The sequence below is a fragment of the Streptococcus parasanguinis genome (assembly GCF_016648855.1).
GTDB classification, from domain to species: domain Bacteria; phylum Bacillota; class Bacilli; order Lactobacillales; family Streptococcaceae; genus Streptococcus; species Streptococcus parasanguinis_L.
Window position 1 is genome coordinate 148,905 of record NZ_JACLQU010000002.1, and the last position, 16,333, is coordinate 165,237.

Sequence of the window (16,333 nt, forward strand, 5' to 3'; positions counted from 1 at the left end):
ATTTGGAGTAAGTGGCTATGAAAGTATTAGTGATTGAAGACGAAGTAGATTTGAATCGTAGCATCGTTAAATTACTGAAAACCCAGCAGTATAGTGTTGATGCGGCCTATGATGGTCAGGAGGCCTTGGACTACATTCGTGTGTCCCAGTATGACGTGATTATTTCAGATATTATGATGCCGCAGCTAGATGGTTTGGGGGTATTGAGCTACTTGAGAAATCATCAGATTAAGACCCCAGTTCTGATGCTAACGGCTAAAGATAGCCTAGAAGACAAGGTAACAGGACTGGATGCTGGTGCAGACGACTACTTGGTCAAACCCTTTGAATTTGATGAATTACTGGCTCGGATTCGCGTCATGCTGAGACGAAATAATCGAGAAAACTTGACCAACCTGGTCCAATTTGGTGACTATTCCTTAGACCTGGCAAAAAAGACCATCCAACACAAGGGTGTTTTGGTTGACCTGACTTCCAAGGAGTATGAGTTACTAGAGTGTCTGGTGCGCCATCCCAATGTGGTTTTAAGTCGGGAACAGATTCGTGAGCATATTTGGGATTTTGATTATGTTGGAGAGTCTAATATCATTGATGTTTTAGTCAAGAATATCCGCAAAAAATTAGGTAATCCATCGATTATTCAGACAAAAAGGGGGATGGGCTATGTTTTCAAAAATGAAGAAGGACTCTAAGTCTCCCTCCATCGTTTCTAAGGTGACATTGTGGTATACCCTCTTTGTTTCTTTTCTCTTTGTTCTTATGTTTTGTGCTTCTTTTATCATTTCCGGAGCCTGGTCCAGCTATAGCTCACGTGGGGAACTGGAGCAGAAGACCATGGAAGTAGCTTCAGACCTTGAGGAATTTGAGCCCTTTGATGACGGCAATTATTTTGCACTCTACAATCAAAACATGAAGTTGGAGCAGGGTGCTCTGCCAAGTGGCTTTGATATCAATGCTGGCTTTGAGTCTGGGAAATTGTCGACGTATACCTCTTCCCAAGCAACCTATTATTATTTTGATGTCTATAATGAAAGTGAGGGCAAATGGATACGGGGCGTGCGCCTTGCTTCTGGTCTAGGAAGAGAATTAAGTATCTTTTTTCTTTCCTTGGCCATTCTAGCTCCTCTGTCCATCCTTGGGATGGCCTGGGGTGGACGTCGGATCCTTCGTAAGGCCTTTCTGCCGATCAGAGAGGTGACCCAAATGGCAGAGGAAATTGCAGAGAGCGGAGACTACAGTAAGCGCGTGTCGACCGAGCATCAGAAGGATTATGTAGAAACGTCTCGTCTTACCAAGGTCTTTAATAATTTGATTTCTTCTGTTCAGTCGACTTTTGAGAAAGAAAAGCAATTCAACCAAAATGTATCCCATGAGTTGCGGACCCCTCTGTCAGTCATCGTTTCGGAGAGTGAGTTTGGCTCCAAATATGCAGATAACCTAGAGGAGACCAAGGAATCTTTGACGGTCATTCATCGGCAGGCTAAATTAATGAAATCGATGACCGAGCAGATCTTGGAAATATCCAAGACCCAACACCTGCAGTGGTCGGATTTAAAACCCGTTTGTCTATCAACCCTGGTGTCAGATTATTGTCAGGGACAGGAAAGAAAGTGGGGCGAAAGCCCCATAGCCTTTGAAGTGAGCATTCAGCCGGACCTCTGGATTCAGGGGGATGCTGTTTTGGTCACTCGGATGCTGGATAATCTATTGAGCAATGCAGTGAAATTTACCAAGACCAAGGTTGCCATCCACTTGGTGGCTAGTCCAGCTGGTGCTGTTCTCAAGGTAGCGGATGATGGGATTGGGATAGCGCCAGACCATTTGAGCAAGATTTGGGATCGCTTCTATCAGGTGGAGGATTCTCGGAACAAGGGCCTCAATAGTGGTATCGGACTTGGGTTGTCCTTTATTAAGGACATTGCAGACCTCCATCGAGCAGAGGTGAAAATCATCTCTGAAGAAGGAAAAGGAAGTCTCTTTCGTGTGACTTTCCCACAGATCCAGGACAAGACTTCTGTCTAAGACGGTTGATTGAGCGATCAGTATGGGTTGAAAAGGGAAAATAATAAAGTGAAATAATAAGGATAAAATGAGTCTAGTAAAACCGCTAGGCTCATTTTCTGTTTTAGCTTTATGGAAAGGGAATCTTATGGTATGATAGCCTAAAAGGGACCTGTAATATGGAGGTCAAACTATGGAAAGTGAGACTAAAAAGGAGAAGAGATGCTCGTATTGACAGACACAGATCCAGCTGTTTCAAGAGAAGACCTGTTACAATTTGAGGAGTTTCTTGGAAAGAACTTGCCGGAAGCCATGAAGGATTTTTATCTCAAGTACAACGGTGGCCAGCCCCAAGTAAGGGGTGTTCACGATGATTATCATCTCTTTCCTTTCAATTCCTTTGACTCACTTGAGGAGATAAGGAAGTCTCTTACCTGGTTTGACGATGAGGCTGTGCCTGCGGGATTTAAGGCTACAGACCTTCTCCATTTTGCCTATGATCCTGGATCGGGCAACTATGCTCTTTCTTTAAGGGCAGAAGATTATGGCAAGGTGTACTTCTATGTTTTAGAAGAAAAAGCTGAGTTGTATGGTCAATGGCCATCTTTTGAGGTTTTTTTGAATTCATTTGTTGAAGAGTGAGGCTAAAAAGGAGATGGATTACGAAAACATAAATGAAATAATTGCCCCTTTTAACTTGCATGTTTATGATGAGAATCCTCAAAATGTTCGAGGGTCGTTTATTTATTACCCAGATGGAGAATATAGACAGGAAGTGTTTGACACCCGAGAAGAGGAGGGATTTGAGGAAATGGCTATGTTTGGGTATCCTTGGCTTTGGTATTTTTGGAGGAAAAAATGCCTGAATTAAGCGATGCAATAGATTTTGATCCTGAAGGAAGTATGTTTTGTCCCTATTCTTCCAAGGTAGACGCCTTGTCTAGATTTGCTCTTGGCTTTAAAGACTTTTGTGATGATATCGAAGCTATGAAAGACTTGTGCAGTCGAGCAGAGTTGGATTAATTGACTAAAATTGTTTTAAATTATTGGGAAGATAATAGAAAGGATTTCAGATGAAGTTACCAGAAGTAGTTGAGCTAGTGAAAAATCATTCAGACCTACATCTCTATTTAGAAAAAATTTTAAAAAAGAATAAGAAGACCCAAGTTAGTTATCTCGAATCACTGAATCATCTGGCCTATTTACTTTATCTGGATGGCCAAGAGGAAATGGCTAAGGAATTATTAGATCGTATCATACAAGTTCCATTTGAAGGGAATTATAACACCTGGACCTTTGTTGATAGCTCTCTGGTTTTATTGGCCTATATGGAAAGAGAGGTAGAAAATCAGGTAATCGTCTATAAAAAACTCCTTTTATCCCCATTAGAACAAGGGGAGGAATCCACTCAAAAAATTAGAAGGAGAGTTCATCAGAGATTTTTGAATGGTGATAGCTTGGAGCAAAAGCTTGCAAAAATCGAGCAGGCTTCAAGTCCTGAATCGGAAATGGAACGCCGTTTGCTATACTTGACAGATTTATTGAAGATTCACCTTTTTATTGATGAGTCAACTTGTGAAGAGACAGATATCCAAGCAAAAATCGAAGAGAATATGGCGATACTAAAGAAGTATGTCAAGGCGCATGAAATCTATAGCCTCTTTCCTTTTAAGGGATAGGGTAAGTTATTGATCTTGGACTTTTAGAAGGAGTAGAATATGGAAATCAAAAAACACTTTGGTGTCTATGGCGTTTGCTATGAGAATGGGAAATTGCTTTGCATTGAAAAAACAAGAGGCCCCTATCAACATCGTTTTGATCTACCGGGTGGTAGTCAGGAACTCGGTGAGGGGTTGACAGAAACCCTCAAGAGAGAAGTTCTTGAAGAGACAGGATATTCTCTTAGCAGTTATTCAAATCCTAGGATTTATGACGTGCTGGTTCAAGAAGAGGGGCAAGACTTCGCTGTACATCATATCATGGCCTTTTATGATGTAGTGCTCGATTTTGAGAGCTCTCAACAATCCCTTCCTCAGGAGGTTCTTGATGGAAGCAATGATTCAGCAAATGTCATTTGGCTGAATTTGGAAGCAATTACCGAAGAAAATGCCTCGCCTTTAGTATTAAAAGTGAAGGCAGAGTTACGAGGAATTCCTGAATTAGAACTGACAAGTTATAGGAATTGGAAGGTAAAATAGAGGGATAATGGAACTATTTAAAACATGGAAGAAATGTATGGTTCTCTATGGTCTTAAATCTCAAATCGGGACTGTTTATCGAAACAGTGATAGGACAACGATTTTTTATGATATTGGGAATTTTCTATACCTAGCAGGGGAGTTAGATTCCAGATTTTGGGAAGATTTTGTTAGGCAATATGGTTTAGATTATAAGATTATTATTTCAGAAGACACTAAGTGGCAAGATTTTCTGCATCAGCAAGTTGGGTTAATTTCTTTTACTCGCTATTCTTTTAAAGATAAGGCAAATTTTCAAGTTGAATTTCTAAATGATCTAGTTAGTCAGTTAGAGAAAGGTTGCAATATTGTACCTATTGATAATCGTATTTATAACTGCCTTTCTGAGGAAGAATGGTCACAAGATTTACAGGGGGATTTTGAGTCCTACCAGGATTTTGCTTTAAAAGGTGGATTTGGCTTTGTGATTCTTAAAAATAATGAAGTGATTGCTGGGATTTCCTCAGGGTTAGTTTACCGTGAAGCAGTTGAAGTGGAAGTTGCAACTAGACCAAACGAACAAGGAAATGGATTTGCTAAAAAACTTGGTGCTGCAATGATTCTAGAGAGTTTAAACAGAGATATGTTTCCACTTTGGGATGCTCATAACGAGGCTTCCAAAAAAGTAGCAGAATTTTTAGGATATGAGTTAGTTGAACCTTATGAAGCTTTTGAACTAGAGGAAAGTGTCGTATAATGATATCTGATATTGTATCTTTTAAGACGAGGTGAATGAACATGCAAAATCAACTAGCTCTTAGTGGCGAAAAAATTGTTGAAAAAATTTATCCCCATTTATTGCACCACGTCGGCTTGATTCGTGGGGAATACTTGTTGAGAGAACTAAACCAAAACATACTATTACCAAATTGTCAGCAATTTGTGAAAGATTATCTAGACACTATTTGTCATTTGTACTCAGATGAAGAAGTCTGGTATCGCTTTTCAGAGTTAACAAATGCAGAAGCAAATATTCTAGACGGGACTAAAGAGTATTTTGACGAACGCCACCCCTTATTTGGATACAGAGGTATCAGGCGTTTGTTGGCGTGTCCAGATGAATTTCAGGCTGAGACAAATGTTGTTACGGAAGTTTTTCAAACCAATCCCAATCTGTCTGTTATTTTTCCTTTTGTCAATGATGCCGAACAATTAAAACAAGCTATTACAGTATTGCGTCAGTATGGTTTTACCGGGAAAGTCGGCACGATGATTGAATTACCATCAGCTTATTTCGACTTGGACAGGATACTGGAAACGGGCATTTCAAAGATTGTAGTTGGAATGAATGATTTAACTTCTTTTATATTTGCGACTGTGAGAAACAGTCAATGGCATGATATGGAAAGCCCCATTATGTTAGAAATGTTGAGACAGATGCAGGATAAAGCAAGAAAGAACAAGATTGATTTTGCTGTAGCAGGCTATCTGAATACTTCTTTCATACAAAAAATGAATCAGATGGGTATCGAATGTATTCTCCATTACAGCTCTATTCCAGAGATTTTTGATTTAGAAATTGACCATCCAGACCATCTTAAACATATAAAAGAAGAAAGTAAAAAATTACAAAGGAGAACTCATGACACCTCAAGAAATGTGGAATGCCTACAAGCAAATCAACCCCTCTATCGGAGATGAAATCGATGCCTGGGCCTTTGGAGTGGATCCAGACCTTTTAGCGGAACTGGTCTTTAAAGGCGAAAAAACAGCAACAGCCTCAGCCTACGACCTCTACGCACTAGAGGACGAACCCCTTCCCCAAGAAGGGACCTTTGATGTCATTTTGGACAGTCAAAATCAAGCTGTCTGCATTGTCGAAGTCACAAAGGTTTCCGTTCAACCTTTTCATCAAGTGTCAGCTGACCATGCCTACAAGGAAGGTGAGGGAGACAAATCTCTAGCTTATTGGCGTCAGGTTCATGAAGACTTTTTCAAAGACTGCTTTGGAGAAGCAGGTCTGGTTTTTACACCTGACAGCAAGGTTGTTTTAGAAGAATTTCGCAAGGTTTATCCATTATAGAACACTTTTTTCTTTTAGAAAATCAGAAAAGAGAATAACTGTTTTCTATTAAAAAATAGCTAGTGATTGTGTCAAGCTAAAAATACTGCCCAGTTCTTAGAACTATTAAAAGATTTTTTGAGACTTTCCGCTGTGAGAAAAGTGCTTGAAACCTAAAGTTTCAAGCGCTCGGGAGTTTTGAAACTTTAGGTTCAAAACTAAATCATGGAACTTCGAAGAAGTTCGCTGATGTCCGTACTCACCCAAGGAAAGTCTCAACGAAGATTTGATCTTAATCTGACTCTCCTTTTTAGAGAGTTTTTTGGTTTGGGTCTTATTTTCCAAAAGGGCTAAAAAATGGTATAATGTAAGCGATATTGTACAGAAAAGAGAAATGTTATGCCAAATTATGCCATTATTTTAGCAGCGGGGAAAGGTACCCGTATGAAATCAGATCTGCCCAAGGTTCTTCACAAGGTTGCAGGGATCTCAATGTTGGAGCATGTCTTCCGTAGTGTTGGAGCCATCTCACCTGAAAAGACGGTAACGGTTGTGGGGCACAAGGCGGAATTGGTGGAGCAAGTCCTAGCTGGACAAACAGAATTTGTTAAGCAAACCGAGCAACTAGGAACTGGTCATGCGGTTATGATGGCAGAGCCAGTCTTGGAAGGTCTTGAAGGCCATACTCTTGTCATTGCAGGGGATACTCCTTTGATTACGGGTGAAAGCCTCAAACACTTGATCGATTTTCATATCAACCACAAGAATGTGGCAACCATTTTGACAGCCGAAGCAGCCAATCCATTTGGCTATGGTCGGATTGTCCGTAACGACAATGCGGAAGTGCTTCGAATTGTTGAGCAAAAAGATGCGACAGATTTTGAAAAACAAATTAAAGAAATCAATACAGGGACTTATGTCTTTGACAATGCGCGTCTCTTTGAAGCTTTGAAAAATATCAATACTAACAATGCCCAAGGTGAATACTATATCACGGATGTCATCGGCATTTTCCGTGAGGCTGGTGAAAAAGTCGGGGCCTATACGCTCAAAGATTTTGATGAAAGCCTGGGGGTTAACGACCGCGTAGCCCTTGCGACAGCAGAAGGCATCATGCGTCGTCGCATTAACCAAGCCCACATGGTTAATGGAGTGAGCTTTGTTAACCCTGATGCGACCTATATCGATATCGATGTCGAAATCGCACCAGAGGTACAAATTGAAGCCAATGTCACCCTAAAAGGACAAACAAAAATTGGGGCTGAAACCGTCTTAACTAATGGAACCTATATTGTGGACAGTGAAATTGGGGCAGGAGCCGTTATTACTAACTCTATGATTGAAGAGAGCACGGTAGCCGATGGCGTAACGGTAGGACCATATGCTCATATTCGTCCAGGATCTAGCCTCGCCAAAGATGTCCATATTGGAAACTTTGTCGAAGTCAAAGGTTCGTCTATTGGCGAAAATACCAAAGCTGGTCATTTGACTTACATTGGCAACTGCCAAGTTGGCAGCAACGTTAATTTTGGTGCAGGAACCATCACAGTGAATTATGATGGCCAACACAAGTTTAAAACGACGATTGGAAACAATGTCTTTGTCGGCTCCAATTCGACGATCATTGCGCCAGTTGAATTAGGCGACAATTCCTTAGTCGGTGCTGGATCAACCATTACCAAGGATGTACCAGCTGATGCGATTGCGATTGGTCGTGGCCGTCAAGTGAATAAAGAAGAGTATGCCCTTCGCTTGCCACACCATCCTAAAAATAAATAGGAGATTCTCATGCAATTTGAAGAAAAAACCATTGAGCGCAAGGAGATTTATCAGGGGCCGATTTTCCAAGTGGTCACTGATCAAGTAGAACTACCCGCTGGGAAAGGCCAAGCGCAGCGTGATTTAATCTTCCATAACGGAGCAGTAGCGGTTTTGCCGATCACAGAAGATGGGAAAACGATCTTGGTCAAGCAGTACCGCAAGGCGATTGAAAAGACTTCGGTGGAGATTCCAGCAGGGAAGTTAGAAAAGGGAGAAAATGCAGACCCTAAAGCGGCTGCTCTGCGCGAATTGGAAGAAGAAATTGGCTACACAGCGGATCTAGAGTTGTTGTATGATTTTTATTCAGCCATTGGATTTTGTAATGAGCGGATCAAACTTTATGGTGCGACCAACTTGAAAAAGGTGGAAAATCCACGTCCACAAGATGCGGATGAGACCTTAGAGTTATTAGAAGTGACCTTGAAGGAAGCCAAAAATTTAATCCAAACTGGCGAAATCTGTGATGCCAAGACCATCATGGCTATCCAATATTGGGACTTAATCAATAAATAGAGGAGGATCCGATGGGAAAACCTTTATTAACCGATGAAATGATTGAACGAGCAAGGCGAGGTGAGGACATCACTGGTCCTAATATGGTCGATGCTGAAGAGACGAAAATTATTCGGACAGACCACAGAGGATTTGGCTATGAACGTCCGATGAGAGAAAGCCGTATGGAGCGTCCACAAGAGCGTTATTCTCAGGATACTGTGCAGATCCAAGTGGAGCCCACAGTGACCAAGAGTCGTCGCATTGAAGAACGTAAACAAAGTGTGGTCCAATCCAAACTCAATAAGATTTTGTTCTGGATCATTGTGCTCCTCATTGCCTTGATCATTGCTATTTGGCGTCTATAGGGTCGTCACAAGGAGAGAAACGACATGAAAATTGGAATTATCGCAGCCATGCCCCAGGAGTTAAAAATCTTGGTTGAAGCCCTTGAAAATGGGGAAAAGCATCTGCGTCTTGGAAAAGTCTACTATACAGGATCGATTGGTCGCCATGAGGTCGTTTTGGTGGAAAGTGGTATCGGAAAAGTCATGTCTGCTATGAGTGTAGCAGTCTTGGCCAATGATTTCAAAGTGGAAGCCATTATCAATACAGGTTCTGCAGGTGCGGTTGCACCGGGAATGGCTGTTGGGGATATCGTACTTGCAGACAAATTGGCTTATCATGATGTGGATGTGACAGCCTTTGGCTACAAGTATGGTCAAATGGCAGGTCAACCACTTTACTTTGAATCCAGTCGCTATTTTGTTTCAGAGATGAAAAAAGTTCTGGAAGAAGAAGCTGCAACCACACATGTGGGCTTGATTACAACAGGAGATAGCTTTATCGCGAGTGAAGAAAAAGTCGCAACAATTCGGGAGCATTTCCCAGAAGTATTAGCAGTTGAGATGGAAGGGGCAGCTATTGCCCAAGCCGCTCATGCAGCTGGGCGTCCTTTTATGGTCATTCGAGCTATGAGTGATACGGCAGATCACGCAGCTAATATCTCTTTTGATGAATTTATCGTAGAGGCTGGTGAACGCTCTGCTCAAACCCTGATTACTTTCTTGAAGAGATTGGTGTAAAATAAACAATAGATAGAAGTGGGATTGGATGAGTTTTTTTACAATTCATTTTGTCCCTCTTCTTTTTTTGAAGCCGATTCTTCCAGAAATAGGGAACTTTCATGCTATAATAAAGACTAGTAATGTAAAGGAGAGAATATGGTTTTATCAAAGAAACGGGCACGTCATGTGATCGAAGAAATTATCGCCCTCTTTCCAGATGCCAAGCCAAGTCTGGATTTTCGTAATCATTTTGAATTGTTAGTAGCGGTTATGCTCTCGGCTCAGACGACTGATGCGGCTGTTAACAAAGCGACACCAGGTTTGTTTGCGGCTTTTCCAACCCCGCAAGCCATGGCAGCAGCCAGTGAAGCTGATATCGCCAAGCATATTTCTAAATTAGGCCTCTATCGAAATAAGGCCAAATTTCTCAAAAAATGTGCCCAGCAATTGCTAGATAACTTTGATGGTCAAGTGCCTCAGACTCGTGAAGAGTTAGAAAGTCTAGCAGGAGTAGGACGCAAGACAGCCAATGTGGTCATGAGTGTAGGCTTTGGGATTCCAGCTTTTGCTGTCGATACCCATGTGGAGCGGATCTGCAAGCACCATGATATTGTCAAGAAATCAGCGACGCCATTGGAAGTTGAAAAGCGGGTCATGGATGTTCTGCCAAAGAGCGAATGGCTAGCTGCCCATCAAGCCATGATTTATTTTGGGCGGGCTATCTGCCATCCTAAAAATCCTGAATGTGACCAGTACCCACAACTCTATCATTTTGATTAGGAATCAGTTCCTCTGCTCGAAAGTGCAGAGGTTCTTTTTTGTGATGAAACGTATATTTATTAAAAGGATTGAAAGGTGATATCTTTGTTGGATCTGGTGGTAGGTGCCTAGACTCCCCTATCCGGCTTCTTTGAGATCGATTTCAAGATGCTTTTTCTTTATATCTTATTATATTCATTCAGAAAAAACGAACTTTTTTAAAATAAATTTGGTTTTTTTTAAGAAATAGTGTATAATGGTAGAAAATCTAACATAAGGAGATAGTGATGAAAGCAAAAAAACTGTTAGCTCTTGCAGGAGTTTCTGTTGCAGGTGCCTTTCTTTTAGCAGCATGTGGCGGTGGTAGTAGCAATCAAGCAACCTACTCATTCGTCTATTCAGCAGATCCAAATACCTTGGATTACATCGCTGCAACTCGTACAACAACTTCAGATGTCACAAGTAACCTTGTAGATGGTCTTCTTGAAAACGACCGATACGGAAACTTTGTGCCAAGTCTAGCAGAAGATTGGACTGTCTCTGAAGATGGATTAACCTATACTTACAAACTTCGTAAGGATGCCAAATGGTATACGAGTGAAGGAGAAGAATATGGTGCTGTAACGGCTCAAGACTTTGTTACAGGGATCAAACACGCGGTTGAGTCTAAATCAGAAGGTCTCTTCTTGATTCAAAATTCGATCAAAGGTTTGGATGCCTACGTAAAAGGGGAAACCAAAGACTTTAACACAGTTGGAGTCAAAGCCTTAGATGACCACACCATCCAATATACTTTGGTTCGTCCAGAAAGCTTCTGGAACTCAAAAACAACCTCAGGTGTTCTTTTCCCAGTTAATGCGGATTTCTTGAAATCTCAAGGAAAAGATTTTGGTTCGTTGAAACCTAGCAGCATCTTATACAATGGTCCATATTACTTGAAATCTTTGACTTCGAAATCTGAGATTGAATTGGTCAAGAACAAAGACTATTACGATGCGAAAAATGTTCATATCGATCATGTCAAATTGACCTTTAACGATGGATCAAACCCAGATTCTATCATTAAAAACTTTGAAAAAGGTCAATATTCCTTTGCATCTGTTATGCCAAACAGTTCGACGTATAAGAGCGTTAAGAAAAACTTTGGCGACAACATTGTCTATGGTTTGCAATTAGGAACATCCTACTATCTTGGATTCAACTTGGACCGTCAAAAGTATGACCACACTGCCAAAACAACGGATGAACAAAAAGCTTCTACCAAGAAAGCAATTCTGAACAAGGACTTCCGTCAAGCGGTGAACTTTGGTTTCGACCGCAAATCATATGCGGCACAAGTATCTGGATCTGATGCGGCTGAAAATACCCTTCGTAGTACCTTGGTGCCACCAACTTATGTCCAAGTCAATGGAGAAGATTTTGGTAAGGTCGTTGAAAAACAATTGGTTACCTATGGGGATCAATGGAAGGGTGTGAGCCTGGACGATGGTCAAACTAGCCTTTACAACCCAGAAAAAGCCAAGGCTTCATTTGCGAAAGCCAAAGCTGAATTGCAAAAACAAGGCGTTCAATTCCCAATTCATTTGGACTACATTGTCAGCCAAGTGGACAACAGCATGGTCCAACAAGCTAGCTCCTTCAAACAATCTGTAGAGTCAGCGCTTGGTGCAGACAATGTCGTTGTGGACCTTCAAAAGGTATCGGATGATGATTTCCAAAATATCACCTACTTCAGCGATACAGCAGCTGCGAGAGATTACGACATCTCAGGCGGTGGTTGGGCTCCTGACTACCAAGACCCATCGACTTACCTCGAAAGTATCAGCCCAGTAAATGGTTCTGTCTTCTACTATCTTGGTATTGATGCAGGTTCAAACAACCCAGCCATTGCAACAGTTGGGTTGGATCAATACGCTAACATGTTGAAAGACGCCGATGCTGAATTGTTGGATCAAGCAAAACGCTATGAAAAATATGCAGCAGCGCAAGCATGGTTGACAGATAGCTCGATTACGCTTCCAACTGTTTCAAATGGTGGTGCTCCAATGCTTCAACGGACCGTACCATACAGCCGTGCTGCTTCATGGGTTGGTACAAAAGGAACAGGAACCTTCTACAAATACCTTGAAATGTCCAAAGATGTTGTCACAACAAAAGACTTTAACAAGGCCAAAGAAGAATGGTTGAAGAAAAAAGCAGAATCCAATAAAAAAGCTCAAGAAGATCTCAAAGATCACATCGAAAAGAAAAAATAAATCAATCATTGTTCCATCAATGAGGATAAAAAAAGTCGGAACCTTCATGTGAGGGTTCCGGTTTTTTAGGTATCGAATGTTAGTCCATCTCGTTCTTTTAGATGAAAGATAGATCAACCACTGCATCTTGCTCGGCAATCCAAAAACAGTTAAGAGGCTAGGACTTTTGGCCCAGCCTCTTAACTATAGACGGGTGATCATCATTCTATTCACTAAATCTTAAAAAATAGCCATCTGGATCTAAAACTGCAAATTCATGAGGATAGATATAATGGTCGCCAACAAGAAATTCTCTTTTGTTGTACCCTATGCTTTTTAGCGAAAACGTTTCCTATTTAAATAAACTCTAAAAAATGATAAAATATTTGTAAGTCAACCACTTAAGGAGGTTAAGCATTGTGAAAAACAAAATCTTATTAGGTTCTATGACGCTCCTATCTGCATTTATACTAGCAGCATGCGGAAATAGAGAAAAGAAAACAAACGAAACTACAGCAGCACCAACAACTGAAGTCACTAAAGAAACTACGGATGCACCAACGACAACAACTCAAACAACAACTCCTGGGTCTTCTTCTGGGGCAAAAGAAATATCCCTTGCAGATACTCAACGTATCGGAAATGAAAAATATGGTTATATCAATATCCCTAAAGATTGGGTCGTACGCACTACTCGAAGTAGCAAAGCGCTCGAATATTTATCACCAGATAAACACAATGCGTTAATAATGGATTCAAACACTAAAGATACTGTTAAACTTGGCCCCAACGAAACCTTTGACGCAGAGTTACTTGCGAACCGTTTATATAGCTCATTCGGAAAACACAAAAATCGAACTAGTATAGAAGGTGTAAAAGCTATATTTGCCGGTGGGGACGCTTTCTTAATAAAAGTAACAGTTAAAGATGGGAGTACTTTATACGTATGGGTATTCCAAAAAGGAGATAAAGTATACACAATCATAATCCAAGGTTCAGAAGATATGATTAAATCCTTAAGACCTGTTCTCGAGCAATCTTGGGGCCTAGATCCGAATACTCCGGGGAAATAATCCTTAAAAAACTAAAAGAGACTAATCAATGTGATTAGTCTCTTTCTTTTTTTGTTTCTTTTTCTACTCTAGTGATCTATTTTCTTATTCACTAAATCTTAAAAAATAGCCATCTGGATCCAGAATTGCAAATTCATGAGGATAGATATAATGGTCGTCAACACGAAATTTTCTTTTAATTAATGGGCGATGAATAGGATAGTTGGCTTCTAACAATTTCTGATAGAGCCTAGGGACATCCTCTATACCAAAGGAGATGTTAATTCCTTGGCCAAATGGGTAGGTTAGTTCAGCTAATTCTTCAACTGTCCCCTCCTCTAGCATGAGCTGGCAATCTTCAAGAGACAGGAAGAGAAATTTTTCTTCTGGGCGCTCGTATTCGATGGTGAAACCGAGCAAATCACAGTAGAAGGAACGGGACTGTTCTATATTCGAAACCATAAACTCGGGAATTACTGCATTGTAGTTCATAAAGAAAATCCTTATAATTCAATTTCCAAGACAATCGGTGTGTGGTCTTGGCGTGCGCCTGAGTCAATCATGTCTGATTTAGTAACCTTATCTGCAATGCGGTTTGAGGTTAACCAATAGTCGATTCTCCAGCCCGTATTGTTGATTTTTGAGGTTTTACTTCGTTGTGCCCACCAAGTATAGCGCTCAGGAACATCACCATGTAGGTGACGAAAGGTATCTGTAAATCCTTTGGCCAAAAGATTTGTAAATCCTTCACGTTCTTCGTCTGTGAATCCTGGTGAACGGCGGTTGCTGGCTGGGTTGGCAAGGTCAATTTCCTTGTGGGCAACGTTGTAGTCCCCAGTTGCAAGGACGGTTTTTTCTTTGTCTAATTCAGCCAAATATTCAGCATACTTAACGTCCCAAATTTGACGTTCTTCCAAACGTTTGAGTCCATCACCAGCGTTAGGTGTGTAGACCTGAGTCACGAAAAATTCATCAAATTCCAAAGTAATGATCCGACCTTCCAAGTCCATGGTCGAAGGAGCTCCGATTTCTGGGAAAGTCACAACTGGTGTGAGCTCTTTTTTATAGAGGAACATGGTTCCAGCGTAGCCTTTACGAGCCGGTTCTTGAGAAGAGCGCCAGGTGTTTTCGTAGCCAGGGAAGAGCTCCTCAAGGATTTCGAGGTGTTTTTTAGTAGGACCTTTGGCGGATAACTTGGTTTCTTGAATGGCAATGATATCCGCATCCTCAGAAACCAAGGTTTGGAGGACTTCTTGAGAGAGTTTGGCGCGTGCTGAATCACTAGTTAATGCAGCATTAAGCGAGTCGATATTCCATGAAATGAGTTTCATTGTATTTCCTTTTCTTGACATGATAGATAATTTTATTATAACAAAAAATATATTTTTTTCTGATTAGAATGCCTTGAATTCTCCCCTGAAATCTATTATAATAGCTTGAATTCATTTGGAGAAAGGGAGTTCATTATGAAATTTTACTCTTATGACTATGTATTGAGTCAGATCAGTCAGCAAAATTGGGTGACTATTGGGATCTCTGGTTTGCTCATTCTACTGACTGGTTTTTTTGCGGTGAAAGCTTATCGGGATAAGCACGATAGCAAATTCCGTGAATTATCCATTATCTCGATTTTGACTCTGGTTGCAGTGGTCTTGATCGGCATCAGCAATTTCCAAAATAGTCAAAGTAATAATGACCAATTCCAACGGTCTCTGCATTTTATTGAGGTCATCTCAAAGGAGTTGAATGTCAAAAAAGAAGACGTCTATGTCAATACTTCAGCAGCCACAGATGGGGCGATCCTGAAAGTTGGAGAAGTTTATTACCGGGCTATCGCAGGCTCTGACCCAGATAGCTACCTATTAGAAAAGATGGATCTGTATAAAACAGATGTAGAACTTGTGGAGGTGAACAAATGATAGTAAATTTTTTAAACATCTTGATTAAATTAGCTTTGGGCTTGATTTCCTTGGTATTTGTCATCAATGTGACCGGGAAAGGAAACTTAGCACCAAATTCTGCAGTAGACCAGATACAGAACTTTGTTCTTGGGGGAATTATTGGTGGGGTCATCTACAATAGCTCCATTACCATTCTTCAATACATTGTGATTCTCTTGATGTGGACCATTTTGATCTTACTCTTAAAATGGCTCAATACCAATGTCCGTTTTATGAAGCACTTGATCGATGGCAAACCAACTGTCATTATCAAAAATGGGAAGCTTGATCCGGAAGCTTGTCGATCCAAGGGACTTTCTGCTTCAGACGTTGCCTTGAAATTGCGTTCACAAGGAATTTTCCAATTAAAGGGAGTGAAACGAGCTGTCATTGAACAAAACGGTCAAATGATCGTTGTCCGTGCGGGGGATGAAAATCCTAAATACCCAATCATTACGGATGGTGTGGTTCAGCTTGAAATTTTGGAAACAATTGGGAAAAGTGAAGAGTGGTTGCTAGCTGAATTGGAAAAAGAAGGCTATGACAACGTTTTGGATATTTTCATTGCTGAGTATGACAAAGGAAAAATCAATGTTGTGACTTATTAGAAAAAAAGATTGGGCGAGCATGTCCAATCTTTTTTCTTCATAAAATTCCAGGAAAGGTCCCTTCCTTTTCTTGAGATACTCTTGGAAAAATAGTAAAATGGAAAGTAAGTGTTGATTAGA

The 16,333-nt window shown here is 40.8% G+C and carries 20 protein-coding genes and 1 pseudogene; 18 read left to right on the top strand and 3 right to left on the bottom strand.

Annotated elements, in window-relative coordinates:
• Positions 1-17: 17 nt before the first annotated feature.
• From H7T92_RS02100 to H7T92_RS02170, 15 genes are all read left to right on the top strand, one after another.
• Positions 18-692 (top strand): response regulator transcription factor, encoded by a 675-nt coding sequence (locus tag H7T92_RS02100; protein WP_003006182.1) that lies wholly within the window; start codon positions 18-20, stop codon positions 690-692.
• On the top strand, positions 664-2,022 hold the full coding sequence (locus H7T92_RS02105; protein WP_201036860.1) for a sensor histidine kinase: 1,359 nt from the start codon (positions 664-666) through the stop codon (positions 2,020-2,022). Before H7T92_RS02100 ends, H7T92_RS02105 begins: the two co-directional genes overlap by 29 nt.
• Before the next feature lie 201 nt (positions 2,023-2,223).
• Positions 2,224-2,643 (top strand): SMI1/KNR4 family protein, encoded by a 420-nt coding sequence (locus H7T92_RS02110; protein ID WP_196756087.1) that lies wholly within the window; start codon positions 2,224-2,226, stop codon positions 2,641-2,643.
• Between the two features lie 216 nt (positions 2,644-2,859).
• On the top strand, positions 2,860-3,024 hold the full coding sequence (locus H7T92_RS10395; RefSeq protein ID WP_260314255.1) for an immunity 51 family protein: 165 nt from the start codon (positions 2,860-2,862) through the stop codon (positions 3,022-3,024).
• Between the two features lie 50 nt (positions 3,025-3,074).
• Positions 3,075-3,680 carry a DUF6707 family protein gene (locus tag H7T92_RS02120; protein WP_201036862.1) on the top strand — a complete coding sequence of 202 codons (606 nt, stop codon included), beginning with the start codon at positions 3,075-3,077 and terminating at the stop codon, positions 3,678-3,680.
• A gap of 39 nt (positions 3,681-3,719) precedes the next feature.
• Positions 3,720-4,199: an NUDIX hydrolase gene (locus H7T92_RS02125; RefSeq protein ID WP_201036863.1), complete on the top strand. Its 480-nt coding sequence runs from the start codon at positions 3,720-3,722 to the stop codon at positions 4,197-4,199.
• Positions 4,200-4,206: 7 nt separating this feature from the next.
• A complete protein-coding gene (locus H7T92_RS02130; protein WP_201036865.1) occupies positions 4,207-4,935 on the top strand; it encodes a GNAT family N-acetyltransferase in 729 nt (242 codons plus the stop codon).
• Positions 4,936-4,976: 41 nt separating this feature from the next.
• Entirely contained in the window at positions 4,977-5,879 is a 903-nt protein-coding gene (locus H7T92_RS02135) for a putative PEP-binding protein (RefSeq protein ID WP_201036867.1), read from the top strand.
• Positions 5,821-6,261 carry an ASCH domain-containing protein gene (locus H7T92_RS02140; protein WP_200772249.1) on the top strand — a complete coding sequence of 147 codons (441 nt, stop codon included), beginning with the start codon at positions 5,821-5,823 and terminating at the stop codon, positions 6,259-6,261. Before H7T92_RS02135 ends, H7T92_RS02140 begins: the two co-directional genes overlap by 59 nt.
• A 378-nt stretch (positions 6,262-6,639) precedes the next feature.
• The gene (gene glmU / locus H7T92_RS02145; RefSeq protein WP_201036868.1) at positions 6,640-8,019 is read left to right on the top strand and encodes a bifunctional UDP-N-acetylglucosamine diphosphorylase/glucosamine-1-phosphate N-acetyltransferase GlmU; all 1,380 of its coding nucleotides are present in this window, start codon (positions 6,640-6,642) and stop codon (positions 8,017-8,019) included.
• Between the two features lie 9 nt (positions 8,020-8,028).
• Positions 8,029-8,574: an NUDIX hydrolase gene (locus H7T92_RS02150; protein WP_023917585.1), complete on the top strand. Its 546-nt coding sequence runs from the start codon at positions 8,029-8,031 to the stop codon at positions 8,572-8,574.
• Positions 8,575-8,585: 11 nt separating this feature from the next.
• Positions 8,586-8,921, top strand: coding sequence for a cell wall synthase accessory phosphoprotein MacP (macP, locus tag H7T92_RS02155; protein ID WP_024055894.1), 336 nt, complete (start codon positions 8,586-8,588; stop codon positions 8,919-8,921).
• A gap of 24 nt (positions 8,922-8,945) precedes the next feature.
• On the top strand, positions 8,946-9,638 hold the full coding sequence (locus H7T92_RS02160; RefSeq protein WP_070586486.1) for a 5'-methylthioadenosine/adenosylhomocysteine nucleosidase: 693 nt from the start codon (positions 8,946-8,948) through the stop codon (positions 9,636-9,638).
• A 138-nt stretch (positions 9,639-9,776) separates the two neighbouring features.
• Positions 9,777-10,400 carry an endonuclease III gene (nth, locus tag H7T92_RS02165; RefSeq protein WP_003006251.1) on the top strand — a complete coding sequence of 208 codons (624 nt, stop codon included), beginning with the start codon at positions 9,777-9,779 and terminating at the stop codon, positions 10,398-10,400.
• 266 nt (positions 10,401-10,666) lie between these two features.
• Positions 10,667-12,634 carry a peptide ABC transporter substrate-binding protein gene (locus H7T92_RS02170; protein ID WP_201036870.1) on the top strand — a complete coding sequence of 656 codons (1,968 nt, stop codon included), beginning with the start codon at positions 10,667-10,669 and terminating at the stop codon, positions 12,632-12,634.
• Positions 12,635-12,839: 205 nt separating this feature from the next.
• Here H7T92_RS02170 and H7T92_RS02175 read toward each other — a convergent pair.
• A pseudogene (locus H7T92_RS02175) lies at positions 12,840-12,932 on the bottom strand (bleomycin resistance protein); the annotation flags it as partial.
• A 100-nt stretch (positions 12,933-13,032) separates the two neighbouring features.
• Between H7T92_RS02175 and H7T92_RS02180 the strand changes: the two are divergent.
• Positions 13,033-13,686 carry a hypothetical protein gene (locus H7T92_RS02180; RefSeq protein ID WP_201036872.1) on the top strand — a complete coding sequence of 218 codons (654 nt, stop codon included), beginning with the start codon at positions 13,033-13,035 and terminating at the stop codon, positions 13,684-13,686.
• Between the two features lie 84 nt (positions 13,687-13,770).
• On the opposite strand, the gene H7T92_RS02185 is transcribed toward H7T92_RS02180, so the two are convergent.
• Entirely contained in the window at positions 13,771-14,157 is a 387-nt protein-coding gene (locus H7T92_RS02185) for a bleomycin resistance protein (protein ID WP_021152848.1), read from the bottom strand.
• A gap of 11 nt (positions 14,158-14,168) precedes the next feature.
• Positions 14,169-14,996, bottom strand: coding sequence for an exodeoxyribonuclease III (locus tag H7T92_RS02190; protein WP_201036874.1), 828 nt, complete (start codon positions 14,994-14,996; stop codon positions 14,169-14,171).
• A gap of 135 nt (positions 14,997-15,131) precedes the next feature.
• On the opposite strand from H7T92_RS02190, the gene H7T92_RS02195 reads away from it, so the two are divergent.
• Both H7T92_RS02195 and H7T92_RS02200 read left to right on the top strand, forming a co-directional pair.
• On the top strand, positions 15,132-15,584 hold the full coding sequence (locus tag H7T92_RS02195) for a DUF3290 family protein (protein WP_201036876.1): 453 nt from the start codon (positions 15,132-15,134) through the stop codon (positions 15,582-15,584).
• Positions 15,581-16,213, top strand: coding sequence for a DUF421 domain-containing protein (locus H7T92_RS02200; protein WP_201036878.1), 633 nt, complete (start codon positions 15,581-15,583; stop codon positions 16,211-16,213). Before H7T92_RS02195 ends, H7T92_RS02200 begins: the two co-directional genes overlap by 4 nt.
• Positions 16,214-16,333: the final 120 nt, after the last annotated feature.

Bases quoted from the DNA above. Each gene is read 5' to 3' on its own strand.
- nth (WP_003006251.1), top strand. From the start codon at position 9,777: ATGGTTTTATCAAAGAAACGGGCACGTCATGTGATCGAAGAAATTATC.
- H7T92_RS02200 (WP_201036878.1), top strand. From the start codon at position 15,581: ATGATAGTAAATTTTTTAAACATCTTGATTAAATTAGCTTTGGGCTTG.
- H7T92_RS10395 (WP_260314255.1), top strand. From the start codon at position 2,860: ATGCCTGAATTAAGCGATGCAATAGATTTTGATCCTGAAGGAAGTATG.
- H7T92_RS02190 (WP_201036874.1), bottom strand. From the start codon at position 14,996: ATGAAACTCATTTCATGGAATATCGACTCGCTTAATGCTGCATTAACT.
- H7T92_RS02110 (WP_196756087.1), top strand. From the start codon at position 2,224: ATGCTCGTATTGACAGACACAGATCCAGCTGTTTCAAGAGAAGACCTG.
- H7T92_RS02150 (WP_023917585.1), top strand. From the start codon at position 8,029: ATGCAATTTGAAGAAAAAACCATTGAGCGCAAGGAGATTTATCAGGGG.
- H7T92_RS02135 (WP_201036867.1), top strand. From the start codon at position 4,977: ATGCAAAATCAACTAGCTCTTAGTGGCGAAAAAATTGTTGAAAAAATT.
- H7T92_RS02185 (WP_021152848.1), bottom strand. From the start codon at position 14,157: ATGAACTACAATGCAGTAATTCCCGAGTTTATGGTTTCGAATATAGAA.
- H7T92_RS02100 (WP_003006182.1), top strand. From the start codon at position 18: ATGAAAGTATTAGTGATTGAAGACGAAGTAGATTTGAATCGTAGCATC.
- glmU (WP_201036868.1), top strand. From the start codon at position 6,640: ATGCCAAATTATGCCATTATTTTAGCAGCGGGGAAAGGTACCCGTATG.
- H7T92_RS02160 (WP_070586486.1), top strand. From the start codon at position 8,946: ATGAAAATTGGAATTATCGCAGCCATGCCCCAGGAGTTAAAAATCTTG.
- H7T92_RS02130 (WP_201036865.1), top strand. From the start codon at position 4,207: ATGGAACTATTTAAAACATGGAAGAAATGTATGGTTCTCTATGGTCTT.
- H7T92_RS02170 (WP_201036870.1), top strand. From the start codon at position 10,667: ATGAAAGCAAAAAAACTGTTAGCTCTTGCAGGAGTTTCTGTTGCAGGT.
- H7T92_RS02125 (WP_201036863.1), top strand. From the start codon at position 3,720: ATGGAAATCAAAAAACACTTTGGTGTCTATGGCGTTTGCTATGAGAAT.
- H7T92_RS02195 (WP_201036876.1), top strand. From the start codon at position 15,132: ATGAAATTTTACTCTTATGACTATGTATTGAGTCAGATCAGTCAGCAA.
- macP (WP_024055894.1), top strand. From the start codon at position 8,586: ATGGGAAAACCTTTATTAACCGATGAAATGATTGAACGAGCAAGGCGA.
- H7T92_RS02140 (WP_200772249.1), top strand. From the start codon at position 5,821: ATGACACCTCAAGAAATGTGGAATGCCTACAAGCAAATCAACCCCTCT.
- H7T92_RS02105 (WP_201036860.1), top strand. From the start codon at position 664: ATGTTTTCAAAAATGAAGAAGGACTCTAAGTCTCCCTCCATCGTTTCT.
- H7T92_RS02120 (WP_201036862.1), top strand. From the start codon at position 3,075: ATGAAGTTACCAGAAGTAGTTGAGCTAGTGAAAAATCATTCAGACCTA.